The organism is Pseudoalteromonas sp. CNC9-20 (genome assembly GCF_022347875.1).
GTDB lineage: Bacteria > Pseudomonadota > Gammaproteobacteria > Enterobacterales > Alteromonadaceae > Pseudoalteromonas > Pseudoalteromonas ruthenica.
Genome location: NZ_JAKRFS010000002.1, coordinates 1 through 13,756, shown reverse-complemented (window position 1 = coordinate 13,756; position 13,756 = coordinate 1). Strand labels below are relative to the sequence as shown.

Sequence of the window (13,756 nt, the reverse complement as noted above, 5' to 3'; positions counted from 1 at the left end):
CGTTATTCTTGTAGTAGGTGTTTGATTTTACTTTTTATTATATCGATTGCTACACGGTTCTTACCGCCTCGGGTCACCACTAAATCGGCGCTGTGCTTCGAGGGCTCAATAAACTGGTAAAACATCGGTCGCACTGTTCGTTTGTATTGCTCAACCACCGATTGCAAACTGCGGTCACGTTGTTCAATATCGCGCTGCATTCGGCGCATCAAGCAAATATCCAGTGGCGTATCGATAAACACCTTAATGTTAAATTCGTCGCGAAGTGCTGGGTCACTTAATAACAATATACCTTCGACAATGAGTATTTTTGCTGGCAACACTCGACGCGTTTCGGCGCTGCGAGTGTGTTCGCTATAATCATAAATTGGCACATCAACTGACTCTCCCGCACGCAGATTGCGTAGGTGAGTCACCATTAACTCATGCTCAAACGCATCGGGATGGTCATAATTGGTTTTAATACGATGCGCCATCGGTAAATGGGACTGATCACGGTAATAGGCATCTTCCTCTATAATGGCGATGGCCCCCGGCTCTAGTTCATTTACCAACTCGTTATATATTGTTTGGCTAAAAAGCGACTTCCCTGATGCAGACGCACCAGCGATCGCGATAATCGTTTGTGTCACAGACAAGCACCCAGACTGATGTAAGATAAAGGATTACTTTAGCAAATTCGCTGCTATTAATCTCTGAAGATGTCGTCCTTTACTGCTGTCTAGCGCCTTAGTGACGCAAATCCTCACGTTATTCCGACAAATGTAGCTATTATTAAGTGGTCAAAATAAGGACTTATGTCCGCTGAATGTGAACAGCCATCGTCAGTTGCGGCTGCATTCATAGCAACCCACAAAGCACGGACTTTTGTCCTGTGTCGCCTAGTAACAAGTCGTTAAAGTGGTTCCATAAAACCACAAAAGTGAGGTGAGTATGGCACGCGCAATTATCCTGATGGCTGATAGTTTAGGTATTGGTGCAGCTCCAGATGCTGATAAATTCGGTGATGTTGGCGCCAACACACTCGCTCATCTTTTGCAGGCATACGAGCAAGACAAGGGCCAGCCATTAGCATTAGCAAACTTGTCGCGTTTAGGGTTAATCGATGCATGTGAGGCTGCATCGGGGGCGAGCATTAGCATTAATGAACGCCAACAACCTCAAGCAGCTTGGGGCTATGCGAAAGAGCTTTCCAGTGGTAAAGATACGCCCTCAGGGCATTGGGAAATGGCCGGTGTGCCGGTGTTGTTTGATTGGGGCTACTTTCCCGTTGAGCAACCGTGTTTCCCGCAAGCATTTATTGATGAGCTGATTGAGCGTACAGGTATTCCTGGCATCTTAGGCAATTGCCATGCCTCTGGGACCACTATTATCGCCGAGTTAGGTGAAGAGCATGTACGCAGCGGTAAACCGATTTGTTACACCTCCAGTGACAGCGTGTTTCAGGTGGCCGCTCATGAGCAAAGTTTTGGCCTAGATAAACTCTATGAAGTATGTGAAGTTGCACGGACACTACTTGATGAGCATAACATTGGCCGCGTTATTGCCCGCCCCTTTGTGGGGGAGAGCAGCAACGACTTTGAGCGCACCGGCAACCGCCGTGATTACTCGGTGTTGCCACCGGCGCCTACGGTGCTAGATAAACTCGCGCAAGCCGGTGGTGAGGTGATCAGTATTGGCAAGATTGCTGATATTTATGCGCACCAAGGCATCACTCAAAAACACAAAGCGCCGGGCCTTGAAAACTTGCTCGAGAAAACCGCGCAAGTGATGGCTGAAGCGCCGGATAACAGTCTGATTTTCACCAATTTGGTGGATTTTGACGAAAAATATGGTCATCGTCGCAACGCTATCGGTTATGCCGAAGCTTTGAAAACCTTTGATGACTTTTTGCCGCGTATTTTCGCGCAAATGAATGACGACGATTTATTGTTAATCACTGCGGATCACGGCTGTGATCCCACTGCAGCTGGCAGCGATCATACCCGTGAGTATGTCCCTGTCATTGCCTATCGGCCGGGGATGACTCCGGTGGCGCTGGGCGAGCGTGAAACCTTTGCCGATATGGGGCAAACCTTAGCGCAGTGGTTTAACTTACCTGAGCTAGACTATGGTACAGGGTTTAAAGCGGCGCTAGAGCGCTAAGAACGAATAGCAAGAGGATAGAATATGAGCACGCCACACATCAGCGCAGCCCCAGGTGATTTCGCCGAAACGGTACTTATGCCAGGCGATCCACTTCGTGCGCAATACATCGCTGAGCACTTTTTGGATGATGCCAAACAAGTCACCAGTGTACGTAACATGTTTGGCTTTACTGGCACCTATAAAGGTAAGCCTGTGAGCATCATGGGCTCGGGAATGGGTATTCCCTCTATGTCTATCTATGCGCGTGAGCTGATTGTTAGCTTTGGCGTTAAAAACATTATTCGCATCGGCACCTGTGGTGGCATTGCCCAAGACACCAAAATTCGTGATGTTATCTTTGCCCAAGGCGCAAGCACCGACTCTAACGTGAACCGCGCCCGCATCAGTGGTTACGACTACGCCGCGATTGCCGATTTTGGTTTGTTAGAAAATGGTGTGCGTGCAGCCCGCGACTTAGGCATTGACGCCAAAGTAGGAAATGTATTCACCACCGATACCTTCTACCAGGCCGATGGCAGCTTTTATGAGCAGCTCAACAAACTGGGTGTGTTAGCGGTGGATATGGAAACCGCTGGTTTATACGGTGTAGCTGCTGAATATGGTGCCAAAGCCATGGCGTTGTTTACTGTGAGCGATCATGTGATCACCGGTGAAGCAACCCCAGCGGAAGAGCGCCAAAGCACGTTTAACGAAATGGTTAAAATCGCGCTTGAATCGATTTAAATAAATTTAGTTAACGCAAAGAAGCATCTTTGCGGTGCACCACGCCATCTGCCCATGGCCAGTGCACACAGAGTTCCTTGGTAATACGTAAATACGTTAACCCAAAGCCCCCACCTTTTAGGTGGGGCTTTTTTATGTCTTTAAATTTAACACTAGTGAAATTTTTTTCATCTTATGTTTACAGGTGTAATTATATCTGTATGATCTCCGCCGCGTATTTTGTATCTGTATATGCTTAATAAAAACCACGAGCGACTTATTATTTCTTGTTGAATGTATGAACTGCTCGCGGTTTAAAAGGGTGGCATAAACAACTATTCTGAAATGGACTTCTACATGAAACTAGTTTTCCCTAAATCTGGCTTTTTAGCCGGAGTACTTCTATTGCTAATCAGTGTTGGCGCAATAGCATCCCCATCTATTACTACAGCGGGCTACTATCCTCGAGTAGTAGAGCTCGGACAAACTCAACAATTACGGTTACGTTGGCAAAATGCGCATAAATGCTATAACGATAAGTATGGCGTTGTGTACCACCAAGCGAGTACAGGGAAAAACACCAATGGAGAGTTTATTTGGGATTCTCCAGCGAGAAATAAAGTAGAGTCCAAAAGTTTCAATATCATTTGCGAAGACACTCAGGGTAACAAAGTTTCTCGTTATGTTTCTATGCAAGTTATTAACCCTAAACCAGTTATCGTATCTGCGTATTACTCTCCTAGCCGAGTCTCTGTTGGGCAACGACAAAGCCTCATAATACAATATAAGAATGCATCTAAGTGTTATAACACTAAATATGGCGTGACTTACTACAATGGTGCGCAAAGAGATGGAACTTATCGATGGACTTCGCCAGTTCGTGATAAAGAGCTGACGTATAACTTTGCCATATACTGTGAGAACAGCTCAGGACAAAGAGTTTCAAAATCCGTTAGCGCTCAAGTGTATAATGCCGCACCAAGAGTGAGTGCAGGTGCAGACATTCATGTAATGAGCGGCCCTCAAGTGATTAACTTAAGAGGCAGTGCGAGCGATCCAACTGCCAATGGCGGAATTAAAAGCTATTCTTGGAGTCAAGATTCAGGTTCGACGATTCTCAACTGGCGTAATAAACATACCGCCGCCAGTAACTTCGACTTACCAGCTCAAAATCACGGAGATCAGCGTCTAAAACTAAGCCTTAGGGCGTATGACTTACATAATAAAGCTGGCTTAGACTCTGTATATGTTTATGTGAATGGCCGCTCGTCGATTAACATAGCCAGCCCCGCTGCTGGCAAACTCCCCTATTCAAAACCGATTAATGTTCATTTGAATAACTTTTCAGACATCAGTGACGGCTTGAAGCAACTGAAAATCAATGTGCAGAAAAAGCAAGGGAGTAGTTGGTCGACAGTATTCCAACAAAACTTTGCACCTAGCACCTCAAACAGCGGAAAGTTTTCATTTACAGCTCAGCAAAAAAACTTATTGCCTAGTACTCAATATCGATTGGTTGCATATGCAATTGATGACGGTGGTTCATCAGGCGTTGGTAAACCTAGTTTTCACAATTTCACTATTAATCACAAGCCTGAATTAATATTGAACAAAGCCAGTATTAATTTAGTTAATACACGACAGTTAGTGTTAAACGAAGACATTGTAAGTATTTCAGACGCCGACGTTCAGAGTCATAGCTGGAGTATAAATGAAGACCATCGCTTCAGTGTGCAAGGAAATACCCTCAGGTTTAATGAAGGAGTGAGTGGTGCCATTCCTGTGTCGCTATCTGTATACGACGGCATTGAACAAAGTACGGCAAAAACCCTTACAGTCAATCTAAGTGTCGTTGATGCTCCTGCCATACTAGAACATAAGTTTGTGAGTGAGTCAGGAGCTGTTAATCAGGCTGTTGTTGGTGAAAGACAAACGCTGACATTCATATGGCGAGGTGCTGAACAATGCATCGCTGAATTCAGCTATGATGACGGTAGAACAGGGTCTGTTACCTACAGCAAGCATGATGAACGTACTATCCATCAGAGTGATGGCAGCTACTTATTTAGTTGGCAAAGTCCTGTTCGAGAATCTGAATTTACAATGGAGCAAACAATTAGTTGCTCCAATGATGCAGGCACTAAAACGAGCTCACTAGTTAATAAGGTCATACCTAGGGCGCCACAAATTTTGCAGCACAGATTTGCAAGCGCTTCAGGCTCAACAAATGCTGCATTTATTGGTGAGAACCAAGTATTTTATCTAGCTTGGACAGGCAGCGAATCTTGTACTTCGAACTATACATATAGCCATGGCGAGAGCGGAACCGTAACTTACAGCGCAAGTGATGAGCGCACCATTGTTAGGAGCGACGGCAGTTATCTATTCAGATGGACATCTCCAGTTAGGGAGGCTGCCTATTCAATGGAGCAGACTATAAACTGTGAGAATTCGGGGGGCAGTGACTCCAGCTCTCTTGTCAATGTTATTACTCCACCACCGCCACAGATCCTTCAGCATGAGTATATATCTGAATCAGAGGCGATAAATACAGCGCGTATCGGTGAAAAACAATGGCTTTACTTTGCTTGGAAAAATGCCAGTTCTTGTACCTCCACCTTTGAGTATGATGATGGTGTATCTGGCTCTGTTACCTATAGCAGAGAGGATGAGCATACCACCGTACAAAATGATGGCAGTTATTTATACAAGTGGCTCAGTCCAGTAAGAGACAAAGCATATATAATGACCCAGACTATCACCTGCACGAATAATGAAGGCTCTGCTAATAGCACTTTGACGAACACAGTGGATGGTGTTGTAGCGCCACCTAAACTAGCCCCTCAGTCAGGAGAAGTGCCATTTGGTGAGAGCATTCGTATTACCCATGGTCTTCCTTCGGTGAATATAAGCTTTGCGCAAATAGCGGCAGACACATTATGTGATAGCACCGCTGACTGGCAGCCATACACCAGCCCAATTGCTATAACTGAAAGCACCACACTTTGCGCGAAAGCAAGCTTAGATGGCGTTGGTGAAAGTGACGTCATCAGCGCTGATTTTAGCATTCAAGACGATAGCAACTTTTCAGCCTTATTAGGCGACCCCGACGATCAACCATTTTCTGATGTCCAAGAAATCACCGCTGAGGCAGTGGGTACTATTGCGGGTCAAGCAGCTGTGAATGGCGGTGCTGCAAGCTACACGATACCCATTAAATTGCCACCAGGGCGAGCAGGAATGCAACCGAACGTTTCTTTGAACTACTCTTCTCGCAGTGGTAATGGCATCGCAGGGGTTGGCTGGGGCTTATCAGCTGGCTCAAGTATTACTCGGTGCGCGGCAACAGTGGCCCAAGATGGAATCAATCATACGCCCAATTACACAGCGAATGATAAGTTATGCCTAGATGGCCAGCGACTTGTAATTGTTTCGGGGAACTATGGAAACTCAGGTGCAATTTACAAAACTGAGCTAGATACCTTTGTCAGGGTCAAACAAACAGGATCTCTTACAGATGAAGCATCCTTTGTTGCAGAATATAAAAGTGGCCGCACAGCCTATTTTGGACAGGAAACAAGCTCTAAAGTAATTCACGCAAACAAATCTTCAGCTTATTCGTGGCTTATCTCATATGAGCACGACGCCACTGAAAATAACTATATCCACTATGAGTATTCATCGTATGGGCAAGGAGAGCAGCTTCTCAATACTATTTACTACACAGGTACGGGAGCTGAAGAGCTCGGTGACCGTAAAGTTGTATTTGAGTATGAAAGTGCTGCAAACCTTTATAAACGCTATATAGCGGGTGGATACTACTTTTCAACAAAAAGACTGAAGAGTATCAGTACTGAATATGGCGATGCTCAAGTTAGTTCATGGAGCTTATCCTACTCAGCGAGTTTAGGGACATCGCGAAGCTTATTAGATTCAATAGAGTATTGTAGCCATATCAGTGGAACAGAAAAATGTCTTCCAAGTACTGAATTTGATTGGAGCAGTAAGCCTGCTGTTTATAAACCAGAACTTTTGGCCACGTCTGATGGGACAGAGATTTTTGGGCAAGGCCACTTCCCTGAGGGGTTTGCGGAAGTGACTGCGTTTGGGGATGCCGATGGAAATGGCTCAAGAGATTGGCCGCGCTATTTTACCAATGCAGAGTTTGACCAAGTAGGTGTTAACCCATTACGGGGAACCGATTGCCACTTCAGCAGTATGTTGCTATCCACTACGTGTTTGCAAGGCGATTTTAATAACGATGGTAGGACCGACCGCTGGAGTAAAGAAAATAATATTTTGCGAATAGGCTATGTATCGGGTGAAGACACTATATCCCTAAATTGGCAAGATACAGGTGTAGAGCTTGGCCATTATACTAGCGCTAATCGTAGTGAGGGTGACACATTGCTGAGTGCAGCAGATTATAATGGCGACGGGTGGGTCGACATTACTGTGCTGAGGCGTATTAGTGAAGAAAAAAGAACGCTCACTGTATATAAACATACTCAAAACTTGCAGAACCCATACACAGAGAATGAATCTCACGAGCTCGATAGCGCTATATTCAACGGATATAGTATTGAGCCTGTCGGAGATATGAACGGTGATGGCATTCCAGACTTTCTCAAAAAGAAAACCAGAAGTGTTTATATGGACAGTGCTTCATCTGAGCTCTTACTTACTAGCACGGCTGCAAATGGCGCAATTCAATTGCAATCTTATGATGTGTTATTCGGTGCTGATATCAATGGACAGTCGTCAGCCTATGGGTACTGGGTTGATGTAAATGCCGATGGTCTGCCTGACTGGTTAGGTTGGGTAGACGGTAAAGTGGGCGCAAACCTTACAGTTAAGCTAAACCAGGGAAATGGAACCTTTACTGAAGCGCAAGATATCGGTGTGTCTGTGCCTGTGCGGCGAATACCGCTTCATAATTCAGGTGATAGATTAAGTGAAGGGGTACTCAGGCCTAAATTCTCTGATGCATTTCGTATTATGGATATCGATGGTGATGGTCGTAGCGAAGTTATTATGCCTAATAATATACTTGTCGAAGGCTGTATCATTTTAGTAGGGCGCCGCCAAGTAGCTCAACGCCACGGAAGATATACTGTGTGCGGAGACTCTGTTTATGAACCATACATCTCGGAAGAAGGCTCTAATAAATTCGAGGCAGTAGAGGCGAAGTTTGATTACAGCCTCTATCAATATCAGGCCTTAAAGTTTTCACAAGATGCAACCGGCTCAGTGAGTGCCCACTTTGTCGATACAGACCTAGTTGGCACACCCAGCTACTCCAGTGTGATGGATGCAACAGGCAACGGTTTACCTGATTTGGTATACAAATACGGCTGCAGACATTACGCATCAGGTGAGTACGAAAATCACAAGTTTTTCTGCTATATGAAAGGTGTTAATGGAGAGAGAATAGAGGGCCCGGAGCTGGTCGATAAAAACCTTATTACCTATAGTTATCCTAGTGGTACAGCAGGGGGGAGCAGCGCTGTTGCTGATCACCAAGTTAGAAAAGTGTACTTTAACCGCAATTACGGTGCGACCGAACCCGCTAGCATAGAAAAATCAGATTATCACCCTCATGACCTTTTGCTATCGGTCACAAATGGCCTTGATAAAAAAGAGCAATGGCACTATCGGCCTCTAAGCTCAGACGTTGTAGATGGATTATATAACAACCCAAAACACAATGAATTAAATGACACTGAGCACTTTTACTTTAGCTCAAGCATGTATGTCGTTCATAAGTTTACTCAAAGCGATGGTATAGGTGGAAATCAGCACTACACCTATCAATACCGAGATGCAATGTTTAATAACCAAGGCCGAGGCTTTATGGGCTTCAAAAGTGTTATTGAAAAAGACCTAGATCGAGGCTTAGTTACACAAACAGACTTTAAACAAGTGTTCCCACTGCAAGGAAAGCCCTATCGTCAGGCCACATTCTTGGAGAATGACTACACGGCTGGCAGTTTAGGTGGAAAGTCTGACCATACAAATGCGATTAGCTACACTCAATTTGAATGGCTCGTAAACACGGATAACGGTAATCATGTTTACCTAGCGAATAAAGAGACTATCACCCGAGATATCACCCAGGATGCAACTAAATTAGGCAGTGTGGTTGAGTCCATCGCAAGTATTGATGCCTACGGCAACGTGCTTGAAAGCAAAAAAACATCAAAAGATGAAACCGGCGTAGTGACTGTTACCACAACCCGCGCCTATACCCCGAATACAGATACTTGGTGGCTAAATAAGCTCGATACCTTGAAGGTTGAAACCAGCGAAATAAGCGAACGTGTGGTGACGGACCCTTACATCTCATTGAGTGATGAGCAAAAAAAAGAGCTGGATACAAAAACCACCCTGACGACTAATTATTCTGAATATGATAATAGCCGTAAACCGAAAAAAATTACCGTCAGCGGGTCGTCAGGAACAGGAAGTAGCACCAACATTGCTTACAACTCCTATGGCTTACCAACAAGTAAAACAGTATCCGCAAACGTATTAGCGGGGGGGGCGTGGTCATCGTCGCAGCGGGTGGTTGAAAGTATCACCTATACCAAAGATGGAACAACAGAGGCGGATGATGGTTACTTCCCGCTTAAAATAACGAATGCGAAGCAGCATGAGCTGTATAAGCACACCGACCCAGCGACCGGTTTTGTTACTAAAACCAAAGTACAACTAGGTGACAATGTATACCAAGAGACAATAAATACATTGGATGGCTATCAGCGTCCGTATAGCAGTAAAACCAGCGGTCAGCCGAAGGTTTACACCGTGGTCACTGGGCCCGATACAACCCACGCGCCCGAAAATGCAGTTGTGCAAATAACCACCCTCTCAGCGGGCAAGCCAACACAAAAAGTTTATCAAGATAAATTGGGCCGCACGCTGCGGGTCGCAACCCAAGGTTTCAACTCTGACGATTGGGTATTTACCGACACACAGTACGATGCGTTAGGGCGAAAAGTCTTTGAATCTCAACCTTATTACAATGGCCATTCCAAGTATGGTGTTTCTTACTCGGAGTTTGACGCCTTAGGTAGGCCAAAGAGCAAAGTTACACAGCGAAGCTGCGGAGGCATGACAACGAGCTATGCATATGCAGGGTTAACAACAGACATTGAGGTGAAAGATGAGTGTAACAGCAAACTGATTACGATGTCTCGCACCTATAACACCCGCGACCAGCTCATTGAAACCAAAGACGCTGAAGATGGGATAACTCGCTACGCATATAATGGGCAAGGCCTACCCATTGTTATTCAAGATGCTAAAAACAATCACATTACAGCAAAATATAACGCTTTTGGACGCAAGACCGACGTAAATGACCCCAATCAGGGTAAGAGCACATTTGCTTATAATGGCTTTGGTGAGCTCCAAAAGGAAACACATAGCACCGACACAAGTATTATCTATACAGTCGATAAGCTAGGACGAGTAATCCAGCGCTCGGCAACAGGCGAGGACACGTTAACCTACACTTATGACACAGCCGATAATGGTGTTGGGCAGTTGCACAAAGAAGTGGGTAATGGCGTAAACCGTACCTATGAATATGATGCTTATGGTCGCCCCACAGGGACACTAATCAACGGCAATAATCGTTCTTATCGCATCACAACGTTCTATGATGGGAATTATGGTCGCGCTAAGGGGCTGCGTTACCCCAATGGCTTGACCTTAGAGTACCTTTACACTGATGCAGGCTATTTAGAAACGATTCAAAACGCGGCGAGCCATTACATCTTTAAGAAAATTACAGGGCAAGATGCCTTTGCCAATGTCACCGAAGCCACTTTAGGAAATGAGTTGACCGAAATCACCTCATACAGCGCTGTAGACGGCGCGATGACAAGTAAGCAAATAGCTGATGGCAACAACAACCTAATGTTTCTTAACTATGAACAGTACGATGGTTTTGGCAACATACGCAAAATGGATGTTACCACAGGGGCCGTGGGTGAACAGCATACCTTCACAGAAACCTATACCTACGATAACCTTCATCGCCTTAAAACGAATCAGGTTAACGGTATAAAAATCGGCTCTTACACCTACGATGCCATTGGCAATTTACTCAGCAAGAGCGACTACTCTAACGATTATGACTACACAAGTGAGGGGAGTGGAGGCCCGAACGCCGTTAAGCGAGTACAACGTAATGGTAAGTGGGTCAGCTTTAGTTACGATAAGCGGGGCAACATGCTCACCGGTGATGGGCTGAGCAGCGCAACCTACAATGCCATGGATAAACCAACTACGCTGGTCAAAAATGGGATCACCAGTCAGTTCGTTTATGGCCCCAACCATATGCGGTTCAAACATACCACCAAAGGCCGAACAACATACTATGCAGACAAGCTGTATGAAGAAGAAGTTCAAGCAGAGGAGACCACTTGGCGTGCATACATAGATAATGTCGCCATAGTGAGTCAAACTAATGAGCAAGCAGTACAAATTAGGTACACGCACACCGACCGTCTTGGCAGCAGTCGATTATTCACAAATCATAATGGTGATGTACTTGCAACGCGTAATTACGATCCATTCGGTAAACCGCGTTTAGCCAATGGTAACTCAAAGCCCTCGGCCCGCTTAGGCGATATTGTGGATACCACCACATACCGAGGTTTTACCGACCATGAACACCTTGATGAACAACAACTTATTCATATGAACGGTCGGGTGTACGATTATAACCTTGGCAGGTTTATGTCGGTTGATCCGGTTATTCAGAGTCCAGGTAACTCACAGAGCATCAATCCGTATTCATATATTATGAATAACCCGTTGGCGGGGATAGATCCGAGTGGTTACAATAGCCTCTGCCTAAAAGGAGAGTCGAGAGTGGGATGTGGCGGTGTTGGTGGGCTGTCAAAAGGAGAGATAAATAAAAGTCACCAGTTTAGTGGTGGACTCAATGAGGCTATGAGCGAGCTTGGATTTTCAGGTAATCCCGCTACAACGTTTATTGAAAACAGTAACGGGGCATTTCAGGCGCAGCAAAAAGGTCATGTAGCAATCACCGATATTAATGCTGAGGGGCAGAAAGGAAAAGCGGATGGGGGACATAGTGGTACCAGTGGAGGTGCTTTATCTGGAGCTGCTGTCGCATTACCTCTAGCCGCTGAGGGTATTTCTGGGGAAACTATTCTTTCAGCTCTAGGGCGAGCCTTAACGACGGTAGCTCTGTCTCTTTCAACTCCCGGCTCTACACCTGAAGCTGTCCATCCACTAATCCCAGCTGAATCATTAACAGAAAATGAAACTCTAGAACGAGTTAGGCAAGGTGCTATCAATATTGATACTGGCACGGCTAGGGCGCTATCAGGCCCAGCTTCACCCATTCAAGGTGAAATCCTTGCAGCTATGGGTAATAATGCTCGATTGATGACTCAAACTGCTCTTGGCGAATTTGTAGTTGCTGTTAGGCGTAATGGTAGACCAGACGTGATAGCAAATGCTTCCGCGTTTTTATCAACGGTCAGCGCTATTCCGGACATGCCATCTATAAGAGTTATGAACTTGCTCCCTACGCGAACTATAAAAATGCCAGATCAACGAATATTTGGAACAGGTGATAGACTTGGTATTCGAACTATTACTTCAGACCAAAGATTTGTTAGGGCTGCTGCAAATCAAGGGGTTGTGCTTGACTCATATATTCATAGCCCTCACTCGTTTTAGAAAAGGAAAATAAAGTAATGAAGATATGTTTATGGGACATGGTAGGCGCTGGTTTAATTATTCAGGCTAAATCTAATTGCGTTTACTTTAACCAGACTGGAGGGACAGCTTGTTTTCATTCTGAAATGGAAGGGTATTTTGTTCCTTTCAATTTTGATTGCGACCCTTATGATTTTGAATCTTCTCTAGAATATAAATTAAGTCAGCTTTTTAAAAACTCAGAATCAGTTAGTACAAAGTTGGCAATGTCTATAGATAAGCTATTGCAAAATAACCCTGAAACAAACGGAATTTCAGTTGATACTACAAAGCTAGAAGATTCAATTGAGTCATGGGTATACGTAATTATAAAGAGCACGGAGAGTAATCCTATAAGTTGTGAAAATGAGATGAAGGGTATCTTAACTTGGTCTAATAGTGACTAATTGTAAACAAGCTAAAAGGATGGCCTCGTTTGTGTAATACGATCAAGGGGTCCGATCGAGGGGTCAGAGTTGTTGAAACTAAACTTAAATCTCTCCCTTGAGGCTTTTGCCATCGCGGTAAACATTTATAGCCCGCCCATCGCGGGCTTTTCTTTGCCTGAAGTGATCAGTTTCACCAGCAGCCTGAACAGTGTTCGATCGTGTTCGATCAAGGGGTCAGAGTTGTTGAAATTGCTGAATCAAGGGGTCAGAGTTGTTGAAATTGCAAAATGGGTGTTACCACGGGGGCTGTGGGTGAACAGCATACCTTCACAGAAACCTATACCTACGATAACCTTCATCGTCTTAAAACGAATCAGGTTAACGGTATAAAAATCGGCTCTTACACCTACGATGCCATTGGCAATTTACTCAGCAAGAGCGACTACTCCGATCAAGGGGTCAGAGTTGTTGAAATTGTGATCAAGGGGTCAGAGTTGTTGAAATTGCTGAGTTGCGCTACGTTTTTAGTGCAATTGGCTATTTCAGGGAGGAAAGGCCATGGCGCGTCGGCCGAGATTGACGATCAAGGGGTCAGAGTTGTTGAAATTGCTGAATTGCGCTAAGTCCTTAGTGCAATTGGCTATTTCAAGGAGGAAAGGCCATGGCGCGTCGGCCGAGATTAAACTTACCCCATATTCCGCAACATGTTGTTCAGCGTGGAAATAACCGTCAGGCCACCTTCTTTACGGAACAGGATTACACCGTATACCTGGACA

General features: G+C 45.0%; 6 protein-coding genes. 5 read left to right on the top strand and 1 reads right to left on the bottom strand.

Going from position 1 to position 13,756, the window contains the following annotated elements; genetic code table 11:
• Window positions 1-2: 2 nt before the first annotated feature.
• A complete protein-coding gene (udk, locus tag MHM89_RS03675; protein WP_022944791.1) occupies window positions 3-632 on the bottom strand; it encodes a uridine kinase in 630 nt (209 codons plus the stop codon).
• A 301-nt stretch (window positions 633-933) separates the two neighbouring features.
• Between udk and MHM89_RS03670 the strand changes: the two genes are divergently transcribed.
• The 5 genes from MHM89_RS03670 (at window position 934) to MHM89_RS03650 (ending at window position 13,603) form a co-directional block, all read left to right on the top strand.
• A complete protein-coding gene (locus MHM89_RS03670) occupies window positions 934-2,145 on the top strand; it encodes a phosphopentomutase (protein WP_239408104.1) in 1,212 nt (403 codons plus the stop codon).
• Window positions 2,146-2,169: 24 nt separating this feature from the next.
• The gene (gene deoD, locus MHM89_RS03665; RefSeq protein ID WP_022944793.1) at window positions 2,170-2,871 is read left to right on the top strand and encodes a purine-nucleoside phosphorylase; all 702 of its coding nucleotides are present in this window, start codon (window positions 2,170-2,172) and stop codon (window positions 2,869-2,871) included.
• Between the two features lie 336 nt (window positions 2,872-3,207).
• On the top strand, window positions 3,208-12,573 hold the full coding sequence (locus tag MHM89_RS03660) for a SpvB/TcaC N-terminal domain-containing protein (protein ID WP_239408103.1): 9,366 nt from the start codon (window positions 3,208-3,210) through the stop codon (window positions 12,571-12,573).
• A gap of 17 nt (window positions 12,574-12,590) precedes the next feature.
• Window positions 12,591-12,998: a DUF6210 family protein gene (locus tag MHM89_RS03655; RefSeq protein ID WP_054205977.1), complete on the top strand. Its 408-nt coding sequence runs from the start codon at window positions 12,591-12,593 to the stop codon at window positions 12,996-12,998.
• Between the two features lie 269 nt (window positions 12,999-13,267).
• Window positions 13,268-13,603: a hypothetical protein gene (locus MHM89_RS03650; protein ID WP_239408102.1), complete on the top strand. Its 336-nt coding sequence runs from the start codon at window positions 13,268-13,270 to the stop codon at window positions 13,601-13,603.
• Window positions 13,604-13,756 lie beyond the last annotated feature (153 nt).

Coding starts and splice junctions, on each gene's coding strand:
- MHM89_RS03670 (WP_239408104.1), top strand. CDS start 934: ATGGCACGCGCAATTATCCTGATGGCTGATAGTTTAGGTATTGGTGCA.
- deoD (WP_022944793.1), top strand. CDS start 2,170: ATGAGCACGCCACACATCAGCGCAGCCCCAGGTGATTTCGCCGAAACG.
- MHM89_RS03660 (WP_239408103.1), top strand. CDS start 3,208: ATGAAACTAGTTTTCCCTAAATCTGGCTTTTTAGCCGGAGTACTTCTA.
- MHM89_RS03655 (WP_054205977.1), top strand. CDS start 12,591: ATGAAGATATGTTTATGGGACATGGTAGGCGCTGGTTTAATTATTCAG.
- MHM89_RS03650 (WP_239408102.1), top strand. CDS start 13,268: ATGGGTGTTACCACGGGGGCTGTGGGTGAACAGCATACCTTCACAGAA.